The organism is Bradyrhizobium sp. Leaf396, from assembly GCF_001424605.1.
GTDB lineage: Bacteria > Pseudomonadota > Alphaproteobacteria > Rhizobiales > Xanthobacteraceae > Bradyrhizobium > Bradyrhizobium japonicum_C.
On the sequence record NZ_LMQJ01000056.1, the window covers coordinates 1 to 20,157 of the forward strand.

General features: G+C 64.4%; 19 protein-coding genes and 1 tRNA gene. 14 read left to right on the forward strand and 6 right to left on the reverse strand.

Annotated elements, in window-relative coordinates; genetic code table 11:
* Nucleotides 1-25 precede the first annotated feature (25 nt).
* Complete coding sequence (locus tag ASG57_RS29590; protein WP_057198640.1) at nt 26-502, reverse strand: hypothetical protein; 477 nt, start codon at nt 500-502, stop codon at nt 26-28.
* 236 nt (nt 503-738) lie between these two features.
* Here ASG57_RS29590 and ASG57_RS29595 point away from each other — a divergent pair, with 236 nt between their 5' ends.
* On the forward strand, nt 739-1,425 hold the full coding sequence (locus ASG57_RS29595) for a DUF3800 domain-containing protein (RefSeq protein WP_057198642.1): 687 nt from the start codon (nt 739-741) through the stop codon (nt 1,423-1,425).
* Nucleotides 1,426-1,868: 443 nt separating this feature from the next.
* Here ASG57_RS29595 and ASG57_RS29600 read toward each other — a convergent pair whose 3' ends face one another.
* The 3 genes from ASG57_RS29600 to ASG57_RS29610 form a co-directional block, all read right to left on the reverse strand.
* Nucleotides 1,869-3,146, reverse strand: coding sequence for a DUF6538 domain-containing protein (locus ASG57_RS29600; RefSeq protein WP_057198644.1), 1,278 nt, complete (start codon nt 3,144-3,146; stop codon nt 1,869-1,871).
* Nucleotides 3,147-3,244: 98 nt separating this feature from the next.
* A tRNA-Ser gene (locus tag ASG57_RS29605) sits at nt 3,245-3,334 on the reverse strand.
* 726 nt (nt 3,335-4,060) lie between these two features.
* The gene (locus ASG57_RS29610) at nt 4,061-5,197 is read right to left on the reverse strand and encodes an ROK family protein (RefSeq protein WP_024338900.1); all 1,137 of its coding nucleotides are present in this window, start codon (nt 5,195-5,197) and stop codon (nt 4,061-4,063) included.
* Nucleotides 5,198-5,527: 330 nt separating this feature from the next.
* Between ASG57_RS29610 and rplU the strand changes: the two genes are divergently transcribed.
* The 3 genes from rplU to ASG57_RS29625 all read left to right on the forward strand — a co-directional run bounded on the left by rplU (nt 5,528) and on the right by ASG57_RS29625 (nt 7,027).
* Nucleotides 5,528-5,914, forward strand: coding sequence for a 50S ribosomal protein L21 (rplU, locus tag ASG57_RS29615; protein ID WP_024338899.1), 387 nt, complete (start codon nt 5,528-5,530; stop codon nt 5,912-5,914).
* A gap of 102 nt (nt 5,915-6,016) precedes the next feature.
* Nucleotides 6,017-6,286: a 50S ribosomal protein L27 gene (gene rpmA, locus ASG57_RS29620; protein WP_024338898.1), complete on the forward strand. Its 270-nt coding sequence runs from the start codon at nt 6,017-6,019 to the stop codon at nt 6,284-6,286.
* A 147-nt stretch (nt 6,287-6,433) separates the two neighbouring features.
* Complete coding sequence (locus ASG57_RS29625) at nt 6,434-7,027, forward strand: GNAT family N-acetyltransferase (RefSeq protein ID WP_024338897.1); 594 nt, start codon at nt 6,434-6,436, stop codon at nt 7,025-7,027.
* A gap of 38 nt (nt 7,028-7,065) precedes the next feature.
* Here the strand turns inward: ASG57_RS29625 and ASG57_RS29630 are convergent, their stop codons facing one another.
* On the reverse strand, nt 7,066-7,980 hold the full coding sequence (locus ASG57_RS29630) for a DMT family transporter (RefSeq protein ID WP_057198645.1): 915 nt from the start codon (nt 7,978-7,980) through the stop codon (nt 7,066-7,068).
* Nucleotides 7,981-8,247: 267 nt separating this feature from the next.
* Here ASG57_RS29630 and ASG57_RS29635 point away from each other — a divergent pair, with 267 nt between their 5' ends.
* The 3 genes from ASG57_RS29635 to ASG57_RS29645 all read left to right on the forward strand — a co-directional run bounded on the left by ASG57_RS29635 (nt 8,248) and on the right by ASG57_RS29645 (nt 11,694).
* Nucleotides 8,248-8,730: a MaoC family dehydratase gene (locus tag ASG57_RS29635; RefSeq protein WP_024338895.1), complete on the forward strand. Its 483-nt coding sequence runs from the start codon at nt 8,248-8,250 to the stop codon at nt 8,728-8,730.
* Between the two features lie 84 nt (nt 8,731-8,814).
* Nucleotides 8,815-9,855, forward strand: coding sequence for a GTPase ObgE (gene obgE, locus ASG57_RS29640; protein WP_057198647.1), 1,041 nt, complete (start codon nt 8,815-8,817; stop codon nt 9,853-9,855).
* Nucleotides 9,856-10,059: 204 nt separating this feature from the next.
* Entirely contained in the window at nt 10,060-11,694 is a 1,635-nt protein-coding gene (locus ASG57_RS29645) for an alkaline phosphatase family protein (RefSeq protein ID WP_057198649.1), read from the forward strand.
* Nucleotides 11,695-11,772: 78 nt separating this feature from the next.
* Here the strand turns inward: ASG57_RS29645 and ASG57_RS29650 are convergent, their stop codons facing one another.
* Nucleotides 11,773-12,738: a Bug family tripartite tricarboxylate transporter substrate binding protein gene (locus tag ASG57_RS29650; protein WP_057198651.1), complete on the reverse strand. Its 966-nt coding sequence runs from the start codon at nt 12,736-12,738 to the stop codon at nt 11,773-11,775.
* Nucleotides 12,739-12,927: 189 nt separating this feature from the next.
* On the opposite strand from ASG57_RS29650, the gene proB reads away from it, so the two are divergent.
* From proB to ASG57_RS29690, 7 genes are all read left to right on the forward strand, one after another.
* Nucleotides 12,928-14,049: a glutamate 5-kinase gene (gene proB, locus ASG57_RS29655; protein ID WP_024338891.1), complete on the forward strand. Its 1,122-nt coding sequence runs from the start codon at nt 12,928-12,930 to the stop codon at nt 14,047-14,049.
* A 202-nt stretch (nt 14,050-14,251) separates the two neighbouring features.
* Entirely contained in the window at nt 14,252-15,547 is a 1,296-nt protein-coding gene (locus ASG57_RS29660) for a glutamate-5-semialdehyde dehydrogenase (RefSeq protein WP_057198653.1), read from the forward strand.
* Nucleotides 15,548-15,566: 19 nt separating this feature from the next.
* Nucleotides 15,567-16,211 (forward strand): nicotinate-nucleotide adenylyltransferase, encoded by a 645-nt coding sequence (locus ASG57_RS29665; protein ID WP_057198655.1) that lies wholly within the window; start codon nt 15,567-15,569, stop codon nt 16,209-16,211.
* Between the two features lie 226 nt (nt 16,212-16,437).
* Entirely contained in the window at nt 16,438-16,794 is a 357-nt protein-coding gene (rsfS, locus tag ASG57_RS29675) for a ribosome silencing factor (protein ID WP_024338888.1), read from the forward strand.
* A 111-nt stretch (nt 16,795-16,905) separates the two neighbouring features.
* The gene (gene rlmH, locus ASG57_RS29680; protein ID WP_024338887.1) at nt 16,906-17,388 is read left to right on the forward strand and encodes a 23S rRNA (pseudouridine(1915)-N(3))-methyltransferase RlmH; all 483 of its coding nucleotides are present in this window, start codon (nt 16,906-16,908) and stop codon (nt 17,386-17,388) included.
* 32 nt (nt 17,389-17,420) lie between these two features.
* Nucleotides 17,421-18,743 carry a murein hydrolase activator EnvC family protein gene (locus ASG57_RS29685; RefSeq protein WP_024338886.1) on the forward strand — a complete coding sequence of 441 codons (1,323 nt, stop codon included), beginning with the start codon at nt 17,421-17,423 and terminating at the stop codon, nt 18,741-18,743.
* Entirely contained in the window at nt 18,740-20,101 is a 1,362-nt protein-coding gene (locus ASG57_RS29690; protein ID WP_024338885.1) for a S41 family peptidase, read from the forward strand. The genes ASG57_RS29685 and ASG57_RS29690 overlap by 4 nt, the downstream gene beginning before the upstream one ends.
* The last annotated feature ends 56 nt before the right edge of the window (nt 20,102-20,157 follow it).

The window sequence follows — 20,157 nt, forward strand, 5'->3', positions numbered from 1 at the left end:
CCCCGCCGCCTCGCGCTTGTACTCTTCAGTAAACGACCGACGTGCACGTTCCATTCAACACCTCCAGGCTCAACGAGCCTACTACAGGTGTCCACTCATTCGGAGGAAGTTCAATTTCCTCCATGAGTCCTAGCGCAACACCGGCGCTGATGCCGGCATGGAAGCGTGCTGGATGGTAGCCGTTCAGCCAGCGCCGGTAGATGTCCCCTGCCAAAGCCTGGATCTGGACCAGAGAGAGACCGCGGATCCGCCCCTGCCTGAGCTGGGCCCATCTGGCTTCGACTTCACGATCGTATTTCTCCCAAGCGGCCTCGGCCCTGGCCTTGTCGCGGCCGAGTCGCTTCTTCTCCTCGCGCTTATCCTGACGACGGCTACCTGCGCCGGCGGCAGCATCCAACTCGCGGAGCGCCCGACGTACGTCGTCGGGGATCCGACGACGGTAGTGATAGACGCCGCTTTTATCGAGAATTGGCTCCCGGACCCGCACCTGTTCCGCCCCCAAAATCGAACTCCCTTATGCAGGGGGACCGTAAGGATTTCGGGCGCGGGTTAAGTCATATCCTTCGAATTTCGTGAACGACTTCGAAAGCTTAGCATCCGCGCCGGCGACTCAGGCCCCACCCGCTGCCTTGCAGCACCGCGTTTCGCGACAGTGGAAGGGCTATTGGCAACGAACCGTCAGCAGTTGAATCGTCAAAAAAAATGTAATTCATTCAGTGCGTAACAGAGAAGTAATCTATGCATCACTTGTTTATCGACGAGTCCGGCGAGCTTGGCCAGAAGCAGGAATCGAGTGAATTTTTTCTGATCACCGCGCTCTGGACCGAGAACCGAAAGGCGCTCGAAAAAAGGGTTAAGAAAGAATTCGCCAAGCTAATAAACGCTGGCTGGCCAAAGAGGATGGAGATTAAGGGGACGTCCATTTGGGCATCGCCCCACCTTCCGGGCATTCCAAAAGCCATCAGCGACAGGCGCGATCAGGTCCTGAAAGAGATAATAACCGCAATTTGCTCCGGTCCGAACAAAGTGCATTATTCGATAGCGAAGAAAAAGCACCTGCCGCCATTCCTCAGCAAGGCCCACTACGGCATTTCGTACAACTATCTCTGCGGCTCGCTCGTCTGCCGCGCGTATCCGAATCACTTCGTCGGTGACCTTGAGATCGTTATCGACGCCAGAACCAAGGAACTCCAAACCAAGAACAAGTTCGATGGCTATCTAGAGACGAGGCTAGTCGGCCATTGCGCCCATGAGCATTCGCTTTCCATCACGCACGGCGAGTCTCACCTGTATCCCGGTCTACAGGCGGTAGACTTTCTTTCGTGGAGCCTATTTCGAAAATACGAGCACGGTGACTCGCAATTTGCCGATCTGATGACCAAGAATCTTGCTCATCGCGACGACTGGCAATCTACCAAAAAATAAGGCCCGCAACTTGCGAGCCATATTTTGCTTGTACCCTAGGGCGGCCACGATTAACGGGGCTTATCTCCTCAGAGACGCTTGCTAAGGAATTACCGAGCGCGGGTAACCTAGGGGGTCGCTTTCGCCTGGTCAAGCGCGAATTCGCCGCATGGCTATCCTATATTTTGGGGGCAACGCGGGAACCCTAGAGAAGTTTCAAACAATATCAGAGTGTTACTAAAACGTTAACTTTCGCCACCCTGAGCTAGGCAGGTCGCACATGCGCAAAACCTGTCCGCTCATGAGCCGTGAAAGCCGCTGTTCGTTCTGTCCAAAGCCGCTCTACTCAAAAGTGGACGACTGGCAAGAGGCTCTGCGGCTTGGCGGAGGATGCTGAGTACGATCCGGGACATCTCGTCCAGGTCGGACCACCCGTTCGCATCAGTCAGCCTAAGCGTGACAGTTTAGGTCTCCCTTTCGACTGCGTACCGCGGCAGCTTTTCGATCTCGCGCAGCGCGACGAGCGGCCAGGTCTCGCCGTAGCGATCAGCGACCTTTGTGCCCGCATGGCCCTGGACAATGTTGCGGACGTCCTCTGGCATTGCGACCACGCGCGCGATCGACGAGAAGCGATGACGCCAGCCGTGGTTGGGGGCGACGCGGTCGTCGATACCGAGCGAGCGGACCCATTCCGCCAACCGCTCGCCGACCTTCTTATGGTGGGGATTGGAATCCTTGCCGCCACGGCTACGGCGCGGGTCGTAGAACAGTGGCCGCGAGCCGCGCGTCTTCACGTAGTCGAGCAGACCCTGTTCGATCAGATGGCTATGAAGCGGCACCTCCCGAAACTTGCGCCCCTTGTTGTTTTCCGCCCGGATGCGGATCATCCAGATGCCGTCGCGCAGGACGAAGTCGCGCCTGGTCAGCGGGGTGATCTCGTTGACCCGCGCGCCGGTGTAGGCGCAGATCCAGGGCACCCAGCGCCGCGCCGCCGCCATCTCGACGCTGATCTTGTCGGAGGGCTTGCGCAGCGTCGCCGACAGGATCGTCTCGGCCTCCTTGCCGTCGAAGCCCTTGTCCCGCTCCACCGGCGCCTCGCGCACGCGCACCTTGACGCCGGCGGCGGGGTTTTCGGCGAGCCGGCCCTGGTCGACGGCGTACTGCAACGTCGCCTTCACCGCGGCCACGTAGACGTCGCGGACGGTGACGTTCGACATGTCGCCGTCGAGCAGCGCGTCCTTCCACGCAACGATGTCGGCCCGCGTGATCGCCGCGGCGTCGTCGTGGCCAAGATGGCCGATCAGGCGGTCGAGGACCGGCGACCAGCGCTTCACGGTCGAAGGCGCGAGTTCGGCCTCCTTGGCGTAGGATTCGAAGATCGGGCGCAGTGCGACCGGCGTGTTCGCGGTGGCTGTTGCGGCCGGAGCGGACGGAGGCGGCAGCGCGCCGGCGGCAAGCGCGGCCGCGGCGGCTGCCCCGGATCCCGCCGTCTTGCAATCGACGCAGATTGCCGCATGTCGCGTGCCGTCGACGACCGACCCGCCGATTTCCGACCAAGCGCGCGCGAGCCGCGCCATCTCTTCGAGGTTGCGGATCCGCGCGACGACGGGATCGCGCGTCTGCAGCGAGAACTTGATCTCGCTCTTGCCGATGAAGTCCTTCAGCCGTTCGGGAACGCGCTTCCTGAACAGGTAGATTCCGCTTTGCGGATGACGTTTGGGCGTGCCGAGCGCATGAACCATCTGTGTACCGACGTTGTGTACCGTCGGTCGTCCGGAAAAACGCGAAAAGTCCTTTCAGATCAAAAAGACAGCCGATTTACGGGTGTTTTCGGGACTGCTGGCGGAGAGGGAGGGATTCGAACCCCCGATAGGCTTGCACCTATGCCGCATTTCGAGTGCGGTGCATTCAACCACTCTGCCACCTCTCCTGAAGGCGCCATGTAGGAGCAGCGGCCCCCGTGGTTGGGGGCGTTAATAGGCGAGGATGGCGGGCCAGACAAGGCGCGGGATACGAAAATCGGACCGGTTTCGGCCGGGCGACCGGCTCCAGCGGTTGGGGCGGCGCGTTTCGGCGGCATTTCGCGCGATTTGTGCTGAGCATCGGGTCGATCGGCACGGGCGGTGACGCGCCGTGCATCTGAACGAATCATCGCTGCCCTCCGTCGGGTGAACGGGAGGGGCCCACAGCTCGCGAAGCGGGAAGTTCGCCTGCGGCCATCCTTCGAGACACCTGCCCGCGGCGGGTCCTCAGGATGAGGTCTCGTGTCGTGGCGCGATTGTTTTGCCGGCGCGATGGGTCCCTCATTTGAGGAGCCCGCTCAAGCAGGAGGAAAACGGGGTGGGACCGCCAGACGCGGTAAATACTGGCGGTCCCGGTGCCGCTCATTGAAATACTGGCCGTGAAGGGCGGCTTCGCCGGCCGAGTGGAAGCGACGATTCGACCCTAACGTGCGGCGGGCCTGCCGCAACGCAATCCGGTCCTTAACCTAACCGGTCAAGGTTACCTGGGCGCCCGCGCCGGCAAGACCGGGCGGAGCATCCCTCGCGCCGCATTGGACGGATCGAAACCTCTCACCCGAGCGGCATCTGCGATGGCATCCGACCTCTCGCTCCGGGAGAGGTGGGCAACGGTAGGCCGATCGACCTTGGCCGCTTCAGTCGTCCTTCTTGCTGTCCTTGGTCTTTTTCTTGCCGTTCTCCGCGGAATCCCGGTCCTTGTCCTTGCCGTTCTCCTTGCGGCGGTTGGTGAAGCGGGCGTTGCCGAGACCGGTGCCGATGGTGAGCACGCCCCAGCGATCGACGTCCTGCATGAACGGCACCTCCGACAGGCCCTGAACCACGCCGTCATTGTGCATCAGGATCGCGGTGTCGTGCTCGCCGATGGCGGGGATGCCCTCGATCAGGCTCGCCGGCAGGTTGAACTTGCTGCTCTCCCAATTGCCGGGGAGATTCTGCGCGCCCTTCTCGATGGAGCCGTCGGCGTTGATCACGCCGGGACAGGCGATGCCGATGAAGGGCGCGAGCTTGTAGCCCTCGGTCTCGGCCTCGGTGATCAGCCCCTTCAGCATCTTGGTGAGCCGCTTCACCGCGCCTTCGCGGGTCGGCTCGTCGTCGGCGTGACGCCACAGCTCGGATGTCACGACCTTGGCCTTCGACAGGTCCTTGGCCTTCTTCCAGCCGGTCTCGACGAGGCCGCAGCGGATGTTGGTGCCGCCGATGTCGACGGCAATGATGCTGTCATGGGCCTCGAAGATCCAGGACGGCGCCAGATGCAACGCGCCGACGAGGCCGGCTTCGTCGGGGTGATGGCGGATCGGCTGCAGGTCGATCTTGAAATCCTCCGATTTGAGGATGATCTCGGTGCGCGCGATCGCGAGCTCCCCGAGCCGGGAATCGCGGAAACCGCCGCCGACCACGATGCGCTCGGTCTTGGCCCAGGCCTTGGTCTTGAGGAAGCGGCGCGTGACGTAGGCAAGCTCCTGCGCGAAGTCCTCGATGGCGCTGTGCACCACGGCGGAGGCCTCGACGTCGTCGCCAACCATGATGTCGTCCAGCGTCTTCTTGCTGATGTTCTCCGTCTGCTCCTTGCCGAACGGATCCTCGCCGCTCTTGCGCAACGGCTTGCGCCAGCGCTCGAGGATCTCGCGGAACGCGCCCCTGCTGGCGCGGTCGCCGAGGAAGCCGTCCTCGTCCTTGATCTCGATGTTGAAACTGTCGACGTCCACCGAGGGCAGCCGCTCCGCCCCGTGGTGGGCGATGCCCGTCGTCTTGACCAGCTCGTCTGTTGCCATGATAGCCCTTGCCCGCATGAAGATTTGCGGGACAACGGCGAGGGAACCCGTTGGTTGCGTCCCCGGCGGAGATTCCGCTCCAGCCGCTCGAACGGCGCAAATCCTTCTAATCCGTGGCTTTTTCCCGGGGTTTTCCTTGACTCGCGGCGACCAGCGGCTATAAGTCCCACAGCCGGCGCGGGGCGTTTCTCGCGCCGCTTGCTTTTGCGTGGGTTTTCAATGGGCTAAGCCCCGCCCACGCAAACGCGCATAAACCCTTAGCGACTGACAAAAAGCCGGCCCGGACGAGTCCCGTCCCGAGGCCGGGATTGAACACGAAGGAAAAAAACGATGTTCGCAGTCATCAAAACCGGCGGCAAGCAATACCGCGTCGTGCCGGATGATGTCCTGGAAGTAGGCAAGATCGAAGGCGAAGTCGGCTCGATCGTGCAGCTGAATGAAGTTCTGGTGGTCGGCGGCGACACGCCGGTGCTGGGCGTTCCGACGGTCGAAGGTGCCTCCGTCGCGGTCGAGGTGCTCGACCACAAGCGCGGCCCCAAGGTCATCGCGTTCAAGAAGCGCCGCCGCAAGAATTCGCGCCGCAAGCGCGGCTACCGCGACGAGATCACCGTGCTGCGCGTCAGCGAGATCCTGACGGACGGCGCCAAGCCCACCAAGGGCCCGCGTCCGAAGAAGGAAAAGGTGGCCAAGGAGCCGGCAGCGGAAGCCGCCGAGTAGACAGAATTGATCACGCCAATTCACGAATTGATGCGTGAGACGTTTTGAAATGATTCCGTCAAGGAATTGACCTAGACATACGCAGGATTTCGGAGACGAGCCATGGCTCACAAAAAAGCAGGCGGTTCATCGCGTAACGGACGCGATTCCAAGGGCAAGCGCCTCGGTATCAAGGCGTTCGGCGGGGAGGTCGTCACTCCCGGCAACATCATTGCGCGTCAGCGCGGCACGACCTGGCACCCCGGCCTTAATGTCGGCATGGGCACGGACCACACTTTGTTCGCCAAGATCGAGGGTCGTGTTGCGTTCCAGGCCAAAGCCAACGGCCGCACCTTCGTATCGGTGCTCCCGATCGCCGAGGCGGCTGAATAGACGGTGGATCAAATTGGAGTCCGCCGGTCCCGACTGAACCGGCGGAGTCCTAGAGATCGCAAGAGATCGAAGGCTCCAGGGGAGGCGGGAAACCGGCCTCCCCTTTTCATTGCTCACATTGACTTAGTGACTTTCACGGAGCCGGACATGTTGCAGGATTTCTCGAGCGTGACCTTGCGTGAGGCGAGACCTGATGTCGTCGCCACCGAGCGGCTGACTTTGCGGCGGCCCACTCTCGCCGACGTCAGGACCATCGCCCGGCTCGCCAACGACCGCCGCGTCGCCGAGAACACGCGCCGCCTGCCGCATCCCTATTCCCAGGACGACGCCGCCGACTTCATCCGCGCCACCGCCGAGCTCGGCAGCGAGACCGTGTTCCTGATCGAGCACGATAACGGGCCGGTCGGCATGGTCGGCATCGACTGCTCCACACCGGGCAATGCCGAGCTCGGCTACTGGCTCGGCGTCGAGCATTGGGGCCGGGGCTTTGCCACCGAGGCCGCGCGCGGCGCGATCGACTTCTTCTTCGAGGAGTTCGAGGACGAGCATCTCTATGCGGGCGCGCGCGTCACCAATCCGGCCTCGCGCAAGGTGCTGGAGAAGTGCGGCTTCCAGTGGAGCGGCGTGCAGCTGCACCGCTTCCTGGCGCTGGGCTCCTCGACGCCGGTCGACTGCTTCCGCCTGTCACGCGGGGTGTGGGCGTCGCTGAAGAGCTGGAGCAGCGCAAGACGGGTGAGGTAGGGCGCCAATTCCCCTCCCCCTCCAGGGGAGGGTAAGAGCTACGCCGGCGGATTCACGTCCGCGGTCTCCCGCCCCAGATCCCGCTCCCGCAAGAAGATGTAGAACCCGGCGCCGATGATGATGGCCGCGCCGACGAGTGTCGCGATCGACGGGACGTCGCCGAACACGACGAAACCGAAGATCACGGCCCAGACGATCATCGAATATTGGTAGGGCACGACGACGCTGGCGGGCGCGAGCTTGAGCGAGCGGTTGACGCAGAACAGCGCCGTCACCGAAACCAGCCCGGCGGCAGCGAAGAACACGAGGCTGCCAGGCGTCGGCGGCACCCAGTTGAACGCCGACAGGACCGCGCCCAGCGAAAACGTGCCGACGAATTGCGAGGACGCCATCACGATATCGGGCGTCTTGCGCAGGCTGCGCGTGATCAGCATCAGGGTCGCAAACGACAGGCTGCCGCCGAGCGCGATCAGCGCCGGCAGGCTGACGGTCTGCGCCGACGGCCGCAGCGCGATCAGCACGCCGCAGAAACCGATCAGGATCGCGGTCCAGCGCCGCCAGCCCACCTTCTCCCCCAGGAAGATCGCCGACATCGCGGTGACGAAAATGGGACCGGCGAGATAATAGGTGATGACGTCCGCGAGCGGCAGGTAAACCGTCGCAAGGAAGAAGGCGGCAACCTCCAGCGTCGACAGCACGACGCGAACCATCTGCAGGCCCGGCCGCTCCAGATGCAGGAACTGGTGACGCTGCGTCCAGATCAGCGGCGACAGCAAGAGCAGCGCGGCGCAGGCACGTAGAAACAAGAGCTGCCCCACCGAGTAGGTCCCGACCAGGAACTTGCCCATGGCGTCGCCGAACGAGAACATGAAGATCGACAGCACCATCAGTGCGATGCCGGCCAGCCGCGCGGAACGGTCGTCATAGGCGGAGAGTGACTTGAACAGGGGCATGACGAAACACGAGTTCGGGGATCGTCATTGCGAGGAGCTCTTGCGACGAAGCAATCCAGACTGCTTCCGCAGCGGCAGTCTGGATTGCTTCGCTGCGCTCGCAATGACGGGGAGAGCGCGTCAGGAATCGGCTGGTAGTGGTGCTTGCCATCGTTTTAATGACGTAAGCACCAGGGACAAGCCCACTTCCGCCGAATTGAACGCATTGTCGCACTGCGCGTGGCGCGATACGGATCGCAATCCGAAAACGCGACGATGGTGCAGCGCATGACCGACTTCGATCCCACCCAGCATCGCATGATCCCCACGCAGCGCTGGTTCGAGGATTTCGTCCTCGGCGAGCGTTTCGTGCTGCCGAGCCGCACCCAGACGTCGGCGGTGTTCGCCGCATTCCAGACCGCGAGCGGCGACACCCATCCGGTGCACTATGACGTCGAATATTGCCGCAGCCGCGGCATGCCGCATCTGCTCGCCCACGGCTTCCAGACCTTGATCCACACCGCGCCCGGTGCCGGCCTGTTTCCATTCATGGTCGAAGACTCCCTGGTCGGCTTCCTCGAGCAGTCGAGCCGGTTCCTCAAGCCCGTCTACGCGGACGATACGATCTATCCGGCGCTCGAGGTCACCGAACTGGTGCCCGGACGCACGACCGGCGCCGTGACGCTTCGCAGCACCGTGTTCAACCAGCGCAAGGAGCTGGTGCTGGAAGGCATGCAGAAATTCCTGATCCGGCGGCGGCCGGCGGGTTAAGCAAGCGGCGAAATCGCCAGAAATTCGGCCGATTGGCAGGGCGCTCGGGTTGCCGCGCGGGACTGGCTGGCCTACCTATGGCCCATGAAATTCCTCGACGAAGCAAAGGTCTACATCCGCTCCGGTGACGGCGGGAACGGCTGCGTGGCGTTCCGCCGCGAGAAGTTCATCGAATTCGGCGGTCCCTCCGGCGGCAATGGCGGGCGCGGCGGCAACGTCATCGTCGAGGTCGCCGACGGCCTCAACACGCTGATCGACTACCGCTACCAGCAGCATTTCAAGGCTCAGAAGGGCGAGAACGGCTCGGGCTCGGACCGCCACGGCGCCAACGGCAAGAACATCGTGCTCAAGGTGCCGGTCGGCACGCAGATCTTCGACGAGGACCGCGAAACGCTGATCCACGACTTCACCAAGGTCGGCGAGAAGTTCGTGCTGGCCGAGGGCGGCAATGGCGGCTTCGGCAACGCACATTTCAAGTCGTCGACCAACCGCGCGCCGCGCAATGCCAATCCCGGCCAACCCGGCGAGGAGCGCTGGATCTGGTTGCGGCTGAAGCTGATCGCCGATGCCGGCCTCGTCGGCCTGCCCAATGCCGGCAAGTCGACCTTCCTCTCCAAGGTCAGCGCGGCGAAGCCGAAGATCGCCGACTATCCCTTCACCACGCTGCATCCGCAGCTCGGCGTCGTGAATGCCGACGGCCGCGAATTCGTGCTGGCGGATATTCCCGGCCTGATCGAAGGCGCGCATGAAGGCGCCGGCCTCGGCGACCGCTTCCTCGGCCACGTCGAACGCTGCCGCGTGCTGCTGCATCTCGTCGACGCGACGTGCGAGCACGCCGGCAAGGCCTACAAGACCGTGCGCAAGGAGCTCGACGCCTATGGCGGGCAGCTCACCGACAAGATCGAGATCGTCGCGCTGAACAAGATCGACGCGGTCGAACCGGAGGAGCTGAAGAAGCAGAAGGAGCGCCTCAAGCGCGCCGCCAAAAAGACGCCGCTGCTGCTCTCCGGCGTCACCGGCCAGGGCGTGAAGGAAGCCTTGCGCGCATTGGCCGAGGTGATCGGCGAAAGCCCGGTCTCCGCCAAGGCCAAGAGCGCGGCGGAAGCGGAGCCGTGGTCGGCTTAGTCGAGCGACGCTCTCTCCACATCTCCCCCCCCCACCGGGGAGAGGTCGATTTGGGTAGCAAATCGGGTGAGGGATTGGCTCCTCTGCGAGACACCGCAAACCCTCACCCGGCGCTACGCGCCGACCTCTCCCTCCGGGAGAGGTTGTCTTAGTGCCATCGATAGAGCAGCATCCAGCAGATAAGTATCGGGCGGAGATAGACGCATGGCGCGCGCGAAGAACGTTCTCTGGATCATGTGCGACCAGCTTCGCTATGATTATCTCGGCTGCACCGGCCACCCGACGCTGAAGACGCCGAACATCGACGCCATGGCCCAGCGTGGCGTGCTGTTCACCAAGGCTTACGTCCAATCGCCGATCTGCGGCCCATCGCGAATGTCGTTCTACACCGGGCGCTACATGCGCTCGCACGGCTCGCACTGGAACGGCTGGCCGCTGCGCGTGGGTGAGCCCACGCTGGGCGATCACCTCAAGAAGATCGGCGTCCGCAACGTGCTGGTCGGCAAGACCCACATGGCACCCGACCTCGAAGGCATGAAGGCGCTCGGCATCCCACCGGAGTCGATCATCGGCGTGCACGTCGCCGAATGCGGCTTCGAGCCGTATGAGCGTGACGACGGCCTGCATCCCACGGGACGACCGCGTCCGAAATACGATGAGTATCTGCGCAGCCAGGGATTCGAGGCCACCAATCCCTGGGAGCATTGGGCCAATTCAGGAGCGGCGGAAGATGGTTCGCTGCAGAACGGCTGGCTGCTGGTGCATGCCGACAAGGCCGCGCGCGTGCCGGACGAGCACTCCGAAACGCCCTACATGACGCGGCGCGCGATGGACTTCATCAGCGAGGCCGAGGCCGACGGCCGGCCGTGGTGCCTGCATCTGTCCTACATCAAGCCGCACTGGCCCTACATCGCGCCGGAGCCCTATGCGAGCATGTATTCGACTGGTGACGTGATTCCGGCGATCCGCTCCGAGCGCGAGCGGCAGAATCCGCATCCGGTGTTCGGGGCGTATATGGACATGCGCTATTCCCGCAACATGGCGCGCGATGATGCCCGCGAGAAGGTGATCCCGACCTATATGGGACTGATCACCCAGATCGACGACCAGATGGGCGTGCTGATGAAATTCCTGGAGGCGCATGGCCTGCTGGAAACCACCATGATCGTGTTCACCTCCGACCACGGCGATTATCTCGGCGATCACTGGATGGGTGAGAAGGACCTTTTCCACGAGCAGTCGGCGAAGATTCCGCTGATCATCGTCGATCCGTCGCAAGAGGCTGACGCCACGCGCGGCACGCGCAGCGATGCGCTGGTCGAGGCGATCGATCTCGCGCCGACCTTCGTCGATTATTTCGGCGGCAAGGTGCCCGGCCACATCCTCGAAGGACATTCGCTATTGCCGCTGCTGCGTGGTCCGACCCCGAGCGATTGGCGCAAGGTCGCGTTCTCAGAATACGACTACGCCATGCAGGACGTGCGGCTGAAGCTGAACCAGCCGATCGAGCGCTGCCGCCTGTTCATGGTGTTCGACGGCCGCTGGAAATACATCCACGCCTCCGGCTTCCGCCCGATGCTGTACGATCTCGATACCGATCCGCAGGAATATGTCGATCGCGGCGACGACCCGGAATGCGCCGGCGTCATCGCGCGGCTTCAGGCCGAACTGTTCGACTGGGCGCTGCATCCGAGCGGCCACATCACGACACCGCGCGAGAAGATCGCAGCCTATGCGGACAACCAGCTGCAGGTGAAGGGCGGCATCTTGATCGGCATCTGGGACGACAAAGAGCTCGCCGCGATCAAGGACGGCATCGCACAGCGCGCGAAGATGTGAGCGGAGGAAGGCTCTCTCCATCGTCATGCCCGGGCTTGACCAGGGCACGACGCCTGAGTGTGTGGCGCCGCGAGAGACTCAATTCTCGATCTTGTATCCGGTCGCCTTCACGATCGGCTGCCACAGCGCGATGTTCGCTGCGAGCTCCTTGGTCAATCCCTCCGGCGCCGAGCCGACCGGGATGAGACCGATTGCCGTGAGCTTCTCCTTCACCTCGGGCTTGGCGAGTGCGGCGCTTGCGGCGGCGCCGATCTTGCCGGCGAACTCCGGCGGGCTGCCGGCGGGAAGCCACATGCCGTACCAGGCGTCGGCAACGAGATCGATGCCGCTCTGCCTCAGGGTCGGCACGTCGGGCGCAAAGGGTGAACGCTCCGCGCTCGACACCGCGATGATCTTCACGCCCTTGGCGCGATGCTGCGGCAACGCATCGGCCAATGTCGTGATGCCGAACGAGATATGACCGCCGACGAGATCGTTGAGAATGGGCGCGCTACCGCGATAGGGCACGCGAGTCAGGGGAATGCCCAGATCCTTCTCGAGCTTGGAGCCCATGAAATGCGGAATGGTGCCGTTGCTCGGCACCCCGAACGAGGTCTTGTCCGGATGTGCCTTCAGCCAGGCGACGAAGCTCTTGAAATCCGGGGCATCGACGCCCGGGCCGATCACGACGGCGAATTCGAACCGCGCCAGCAGCGACACCGGCATGAAGTCCTTGGCCGTATCGAAGCTCGGTGTCTTCTCCACCATCGGCAGCAGGTACATGGTCGGCCCGGTCGTCACCAGCACCATGCTGCCGTCGGGGCTCGCCCCTTTCACGGCCTTGATGCCGATCAGGCCGTCGCCGCCGGTGCGGTTCTCGACCACGACGGTCCGCTGCAGCAACGGCGCCATCTCCTGCGCGATCAGCCGGCACAGCGTGTCGCCGCCGGCTCCCGCTGCAAACGGGAAGATGATCTTCGTCAGCCCCGCCTGCGCCTGCGCGTCACCCGCCCGCGCCAGCAGCGGCAGACCAAGACATCCGGCCATGAATTTGCGGCGATCCATCGTTCCCTCTCCGGCTCGTTTTGATTGACGGCAATTAGAGCCTCGCGAGACGCCCGACACAAGGCCGGCATTGGGGGCGGTTACCTGGCCTGCCGCCTTGCGCCGGTCGTCGTCCTGCTGCAAAAGCAGGGCTCATCGGCGCCGCCCATCGCTCCGCCGTTTCCAGAGCAGTCCCGTCCTGTTAGCGCCATGGCCAGCCCCGAACTCAGTCAATTCCGCCGCATCGTCGTCAAGGTCGGCTCTGCGCTGCTGGTGGATTCCGACAGGGGTGAGGTGCGGGCATCCTGGCTCGCCGCGCTCGCCGACGATATGGCCAAGCTGCACAAGGAAGGGCGCGACGTCCTCGTGGTCTCCTCCGGCTCGATCGCGCTCGGCCGTAGCCGGCTCAAGCTGCCGCGTGGCCCGCTGAAGCTGGAGGAGAGCCAGGCCGCGGCCGCGGTCGGCCAGATCGCGCTGGCGCGGATCTGGTCGGAGGTGCTCGGGGCGCACGGCATCGGCGCCGGCCAGATCCTGGTGACGCTGCAGGACACCGAGGAGCGCCGCCGCTATCTCAACGCGCGTTCCACCATCGGCAAGCTGCTGGAATGGCGCGCCATCCCCGTGATCAACGAGAACGACACCGTCGCGACCACCGAGATTCGCTACGGCGACAATGACCGTCTCGCCGCGCGCGTGGCCACCATGGCGAGCGCCGATCTCCTGGTGCTGCTGTCCGACATCGACGGCCTCTACGACGCGCCGCCGAAGAACAACCCGAATGCCAAGCTCATTCCGGTGGTCGAAAGCATTTCCTCGGAGATCGAGGCGGTGGCCGGAGACGCCGAGTCCGAGCTGTCTCGCGGCGGCATGCGGACCAAGGTCGAGGCGGCCAAGATCGCGACCACAGGCGGCACGCATATGCTGATCGCCTCCGGCAAGATCGAGCATCCCTTGCAGGCGATCGCCGATGGCGGCCGCTGCACCTGGTTCCTGACGCCGGCGAATCCCATCACCTCGCGAAAGCGCTGGATCGCGGGCTCGCTGGAGCCAAAGGGCACGCTGACGATCGACGCCGGCGCGGTTGCCGCGCTGCGCGCGGGGGCGAGCCTGCTGCCGGCGGGCGTGATCAAGGTCGAGGGCCAGTTTGCCCGCGGCGATGCCGTGGTCGTGCGCGGCCCCGACACCAGCGAGATCGGCCGCGGCCTGATCGCCTACGACGCCGACGACGCCGAGCGGATCAAAGGCCGCTCCTCCCCGGACGTCATGGCCATCCTCGGCATCAGCGGGCGATCGGAGATGATCCACCGGGATGACCTGGTGGTGGGCGGATAAGGCCTTTGCCCCGTCATTCCGGGATGGTCCGAAGGACCAGACCCGGATCCCGAGATTCCAGGTTTGATGCTCCGCATCCCCCGGAATGACGGCGCACTGACCGAGCCAGCCCGCCGCCGGGGAACCAGCCATACCCTGCCTACCCTTCGCAGACGCGGGATTTCCGTGCTAGGACACCGCCTTAGCAGAAGGTTGAACCCCCATGGCCGCTCCCCTCAAAGCCGTCGACGGCAATGCCGATCTTCAGGCGCTGATGTCCGATCTCGGAACCCGTGCCCGCGCTGCCGCGCGCGTGCTGGCGCTGGCGCCGCCGGAGCAGAAGAACCGGGCGCTGGAAGCCATGGAGCGGGCCATTCGCGCCAATGCGACCGCCATTCTCGCCGCCAATGCCGAGGACGTCGCGGAGGCCCGCGCCTCCGGCAATGCCACCTCCGCCTTCATCGACCGCCTGACGCTGACGCCTGCGCGGGTCGAGGGCATGGCCGAGGGCATCGGCATCGTGCGCGGCATCGCCGATCCCATCGGGGTCGTCACCGAGAGATGGCAGCGGCCGAACGGCATGAGCATCGAGCGCGTGCGCGTGCCGCTCGGTGTCGTCGGCGTGATCTTCGAGAGCCGTCCCAACGTCGCGGCCGACGCCGGCGTGCTGTGCCTGAAGGCGGGCAATGCCGTGATCCTGCGCGGCGGCTCCGACAGCTTTCGCTCCTGCCGCGCGATCCATGACTGCCTGGTGCAGGGCCTGCGCGAGGCCGGCCTGCCCGAAGCTGCGATCACGCTGGTACCGACGCGCGATCGCGCCGCGGTCGGCATGATGCTGTCCGGCCTCGATGGCGCCATCGACGTCATCGTGCCGCGCGGAGGGAAAAGCCTCGTTGCGCGCGTCGAGCAGGAAGCGCGGGTGCCTGTGTTCGCGCATCTCGAGGGCGTCAACCACGTTTATGTCGACGGCAGCGCCGACCTCGCGATGGCAAAGTCGATCGTGCTCAATGCCAAGATGCGTCGCACCGGCGTCTGCGGCGCGGCCGAGACGCTGCTGGTCGATCGCGCCGCGGCCGGCAAGACCTTGAAGCCGCTGGTCGAGATGCTGCTGGATGCCGGCTGCGAGGTGCGCGGCGACGAGGCCGTGCAGAAGGCCGACGCGCGCGTGAAGCCTGCCAGCGAAGAGGATTGGGACACCGAATATCTCGACGCCATCATCGCGGCGAAGGTGGTGGACGGCGTCGACGGCGCCATCGCGCACATCCAAAATCACGGCTCCCATCACACCGACGCCATCGTGAGCCAGGATGAGGTCGCCGCGAAGAAATTCCTCAGCGAGGTCGATTCCGCGATCGTGCTGCACAACGCTTCGACGCAGTTCGCCGATGGCGGCGAGTTCGGTTTCGGTGCCGAGATCGGCATCGCCACCGGCCGTTTCCACGCCCGCGGTCCGGTCGGCGCCGAGCAGCTGACGAGCTTCAAGTATCGCGTCCACGGCACCGGGCAGACCCGGCCGTAGACGTCGCGAGGCGCGCGCATTGAGCAACACATTCCTCGTGCCGCGTTTCGTGGCGCAAGCGATCCCGCCCCACATGCCGGGCATGCGCATCGGCCTGCTCGGCGGATCGTTCAATCCGCCGCATCAGGCCCATCGCGCCATCAGCCAGTTCGCGCTCAAGCGCCTGCAGCTCGACCGTGTGTGGTGGCTGGTCACACCGGGCAATCCGCTGAAGGAGAACGGCACGCTTCATGAGCTCGGCGCGCGCATGCAAGCCGCGCGCGAGGTCGCGGACGATCCCCGCATCGCGGTGAGCTGTCTCGAATCCGTCATTCGCACGCGCTACACTATCGACACGATCAACACCCTGCGCCGCCGCCTCCCGGCTCTGCGCTTTGTCTGGATCATGGGCGCCGACAATCTCGCTCAATTCCACCGTTGGCAGGACTGGCGGCGCATCGCTGGCCAGGTGCCGATCGCAGTCATCGACCGCCCCCCGCAGAGTTTTCGCGCGCTCGGCTCGCCCGCCGCCCAGGCGCTAGCGCGCTACCGCCTACCCGAAGGCAAGGCAGCACTGCTTGCAGACCGGCCGGCGCCGGCCTGGGTGTTCCTGACCGGATTGAAGCTGAACCTCTCCTCGACAGGCCTACGGAACCCGGACGGGAGTTGGAAAGGTACGAAGTGAGACGAAGTGTGCGGGCTGGGGCGCTCTGGCATATTGAAACCCTTAACCCCACATGATGTAGTGTAACCAGTGAGCGCCGGATTCGGCGTTCGCGATACAGTGAAAGGAATGGTCCCTGACCGCATCTGTATTGTCCAAGTCGACTTCCACGAAGCCAGCTTCGACGAAGTCTGTTTTACCCAAGGTTGCCAAGCCGACGCGTAAAACATCGACCAAAGCTGCGGCCTTGAAGGCGCAACCCGACGCCGACAAGACGCTGAGCCTGATCCTCTCCCGCCTCGAGGACATGAAGGCGGAAGAGACGGTCACCATCGACCTTCGCGGCAAATCGGCGTACTCCGACTACATGATCGTCACCACCGGCCGGGTGAACCGGCACGTCGGCGCGATCGCGGAAAACGTCACCAAGAGCCTCAAGGAAAACGGCATCAAGAACATCCATGTCGAGGGCTTGCCCAATTGCGACTGGGTGCTGATCGATTCCGGCGACGTGATCGTGCACGTGTTCAGACCCGAGGTCCGCGAATTCTACAATCTCGAGCGATTGTACACGCAGGGCCCAGGGGCGGCGAAGGCGATCTAGGCTCATCGAGCCGATTTCGAATCGGCTGACGCGCATGCTAGCGTCGTGCGCGCGCCCGATGCGCGCGACCTTGAAAACACGACGCTGAAAGCGTCGCCCCTAGAAGACGTCATGCGTGTTGCTGTCATTGCGGTGGGCCGGCTGAAGCAGGGCCCCGAACGGGAGCTTGCCGACCGCTATTTCGAGCGGTTCGACGACGCCGGCCGCAAGCTCGGATTCCGCGAGCTCAGCATCCACGAGATCCCCGAAAGCCGCGCGCGCGACACCGCGACACGGATGGCCGAAGAGGCCGCGGCGATCTCGGCGCATATTCCGGAGAAATCGATCCTGGTGGCGCTGGACGAGCGCGGCCAGAACCTCGAATCCACCGTATTCGCACGGCATCTGTCGCGCTGGCGCGACGAGGGTGCCGGACATACTATCTTCATGATCGGAGGGGCGGACGGACTTTCGCCCGAATTGCGCCGTAAGGCCAAGCTCGCGATCGCGTTCGGCTCTGCGACCTGGCCGCACCAAATGGTCCGCGTCATGCTTCTGGAACAGCTTTATCGGGCCGCCACCATTCTGGCCGGCCACCCCTATCACCGCGCGTGACACGCGCCACGACGAGCACCTTTGCCGAGACGATGCGAGCGCCGCTCCTCAACCTGTTGCTGATCACAAGCCTTGCCGGCGCAAGCCTGGCGCAAGCTCAGACGGCGGCGCCCCCGCAGACCGCGGCGATTTCGCCCGAAGCGATCAAGCAGCGCGAGCAGGAGCTCGAGGCCGCGCGCGCCAGGCAGAAGAGCGCGGAAGAAGCGCAGGCCAAGCTCAAGGCAGAGATCGCCGCGCTCGGCCAGGACCGCAGCCAGCTCAATCAGCAGCTGATCGAGACCGCCGCCAATGTTCGCGCTGTGGAAACCAAGATCGATGAGGCCGAAGCGCGATTGGGCGCGCTGAATGCCCGGGAGCAACAGATGCGCGCCTCGCTCGATTCGCGCCGCGCCGACATCGTCGAGGTGCTGGCGGCCCTGCAGCGCGCCGGAAGGCGCACGCCGCCGGCGCTGCTGGTGCGCCCCGAAGATGCGCTGCAATCGCTGCGCACGGCGATGCTGCTCGGCGCCGTCGTGCCGGAATTGCGAGGGCGAGCCGAGAAGATCGCGGCCGAGCTCGGGGAGCTCGTCGCCTTGCGCAAGACCATTGCCACCGAGCGCGACCAGCTCGCCTCCGATCGCGACAAGGTCCGCAACGACCAGACCCGGCTCACGGCTCTGGTCGACGAACGGCAGCGCCAGCAGGCGGCACGCGAAAAGGATCTCGATGCCGAGAAGTCGCGCGCCATCATGCTTTCAAAACAGGTCGGTGATCTCCAGGGACTGATCACCAGGATGGAGCAGGACCTGCAAAGCGCCGCCAAGGCCGCTGAGAAGGCGGCTGAGGCCGCCAGGCAGGCCGAGGCAAAAGCGGCCGCCAGCGCCAAGTCCGGTCCGGCCGCTTTCAAGGACCGCTCCCGCACCACCCCGGCGATCGCCTTCGCCTCCGCCAAGGGCCTGCTGCCGCTTCCGGTTAACGGTAACAAGATCAGGGATTTTGGCGGTTCCGACGGGGTCGGTGGGGTCCAGAAGGGAATTTCGCTGGCCACCAGGCCCGGCTCCCAGGTCACGACGCCGTGTGACGGCTGGGTTGTCTATGCCGGGCCCTTCCGCAGCTATGGACAACTCTTGATCCTCAATGCCGGTGGCGGGTATCATGTCCTGATCGCTGGGATGGAGCGCATTTCGGTCAACATCGGACAGTTTGTGCTCACGGGGGAGCCGGTCGCGACCATGGGGTCGACTTCGCAAGTCGCCTCCATTCTCGCCACGAACGCGAGTCAACCTGTGCTGTATGTCGAGTTCCGCAAGGACGGCACTCCAATCGATCCAGGCCCATGGTGGGCCACAAATGAAGGCGAGAAGGTTCGCGGATGATGCGCAAGACTTCAGTAATCCTCCTCAGCGCCGCCACCGGTGCAGCGCTGACGCTGTTCGTGACCCAGCCCCGCGCGGTGTTCATGGGCTCCAGCGCGCGAGCCGCCACTGCCGACACTTATCGCCAGCTCAACCTGTTCGGCGACGTCTTCGAGCGGGTGCGCTCCGACTATGTCGAGAAGCCCGACGACACCAAGCTGATCGAATCCGCCATCAGCGGCATGCTCACCGGCCTCGATCCGCATTCGAGCTACATGGACGCCAAGAGCTTCCGTGACATGCAGGTGCAGACCCGCGGTGAGTTCGGCGGCCTCGGCATCGAGGTCACGATGGAGGATGGCCTGATCAAGGTGGTCTCGCCCATCGACGATACACCGGCATCGCGCGCCGGCGTCATGGCCAACGACATCATCACCAACCTCGACGACGAGGCGGTGCAGGGCCTGACCCTGAACCAGGCGGTCGAGAAGATGCGCGGTCCGGTCAACACAAAGATCAAGCTCAAGATCATCCGCAAGGGCCAGGACAATCCGATCGACGTCACGCTCGTGCGCGACAACATCCGCGTCCGGTCGGTGCGCGCGCGCGTCGAGCAGGACGATATCGGCTACATCCGTATCACCACCTTCAACGAGCAGACCACCGAAGGCCTGAAGCGGGAGATCGGCAACCTCACGAACCAGATCGGCGGCGACAAGCTCAAGGGCTTCATCATCGACCTGCGCAACAATCCGGGCGGCCTGCTGGAGGAAGCGGTCACCGTTTCCGATTCCTTCCTGGAGAAAGGTGAGATCGTCTCGACCCGCGGCCGCAACGCCGAGGAGACCCAGCGCCGCACCGCGCATGCGGGCGACCTGACCAAGGGCAAGCCGGTCATCGTGCTGGTCAACGGCGGCTCGGCCTCGGCGTCGGAAATCGTCGCCGGCGCACTGCAGGACCACAAGCGCGCGACCATCGTCGGCACGCGCTCGTTCGGCAAGGGCTCGGTTCAGACCATCATCCCGCTCGGAAGCGGCAACGGCGCGCTGCGGCTGACCACGGCGCGCTACTACACGCCGTCGGGCAAGTCGATCCAGGCCAAGGGCATCGTGCCCGACATCGAAGTGCTGCAGGACGTGCCGGACGAGCTGAAGTCCCGCACCGACACCAAGGGCGAGGCTTCGCTGCGCGGCCATCTCAAGAACGACGGCGACGAGAAGACCGGTTCGCAGTCCTACGTCCCGCCGGATGCCAAGGACGACAAGGCGCTCAAGCTCGCCGGCGACCTGCTCCACGGCATCAAGAACAGCGCCTCGGCGGCGCCCGCGCCCGGCAGCGACAACAAGGCGACGACCGACAAGCCCAAAGCGGCCAACTAAATCGGCGCATTGATGCGATCTGGCAGAGGGCGGCTTGCTGAAGCCGCCCTTTTTGC

Coding starts and splice junctions, on each gene's coding strand:
- ASG57_RS29595 (WP_057198642.1), top strand. CDS start 739: ATGCATCACTTGTTTATCGACGAGTCCGGCGAGCTTGGCCAGAAGCAG.
- ASG57_RS29600 (WP_057198644.1), bottom strand. CDS start 3,146: ATGGTTCATGCGCTCGGCACGCCCAAACGTCATCCGCAAAGCGGAATC.
- ASG57_RS29610 (WP_024338900.1), bottom strand. CDS start 5,197: ATGGCAACAGACGAGCTGGTCAAGACGACGGGCATCGCCCACCACGGG.
- rplU (WP_024338899.1), top strand. CDS start 5,528: ATGTTCGCAGTCATCAAAACCGGCGGCAAGCAATACCGCGTCGTGCCG.
- rpmA (WP_024338898.1), top strand. CDS start 6,017: ATGGCTCACAAAAAAGCAGGCGGTTCATCGCGTAACGGACGCGATTCC.
- ASG57_RS29625 (WP_024338897.1), top strand. CDS start 6,434: ATGTTGCAGGATTTCTCGAGCGTGACCTTGCGTGAGGCGAGACCTGAT.
- ASG57_RS29630 (WP_057198645.1), bottom strand. CDS start 7,980: ATGCCCCTGTTCAAGTCACTCTCCGCCTATGACGACCGTTCCGCGCGG.
- ASG57_RS29635 (WP_024338895.1), top strand. CDS start 8,248: ATGACCGACTTCGATCCCACCCAGCATCGCATGATCCCCACGCAGCGC.
- obgE (WP_057198647.1), top strand. CDS start 8,815: ATGAAATTCCTCGACGAAGCAAAGGTCTACATCCGCTCCGGTGACGGC.
- ASG57_RS29645 (WP_057198649.1), top strand. CDS start 10,060: ATGGCGCGCGCGAAGAACGTTCTCTGGATCATGTGCGACCAGCTTCGC.
- ASG57_RS29650 (WP_057198651.1), bottom strand. CDS start 12,738: ATGGATCGCCGCAAATTCATGGCCGGATGTCTTGGTCTGCCGCTGCTG.
- proB (WP_024338891.1), top strand. CDS start 12,928: ATGGCCAGCCCCGAACTCAGTCAATTCCGCCGCATCGTCGTCAAGGTC.
- ASG57_RS29660 (WP_057198653.1), top strand. CDS start 14,252: ATGGCCGCTCCCCTCAAAGCCGTCGACGGCAATGCCGATCTTCAGGCG.
- rlmH (WP_024338887.1), top strand. CDS start 16,906: ATGCGTGTTGCTGTCATTGCGGTGGGCCGGCTGAAGCAGGGCCCCGAA.
- ASG57_RS29685 (WP_024338886.1), top strand. CDS start 17,421: ATGCGAGCGCCGCTCCTCAACCTGTTGCTGATCACAAGCCTTGCCGGC.
- ASG57_RS29690 (WP_024338885.1), top strand. CDS start 18,740: ATGATGCGCAAGACTTCAGTAATCCTCCTCAGCGCCGCCACCGGTGCA.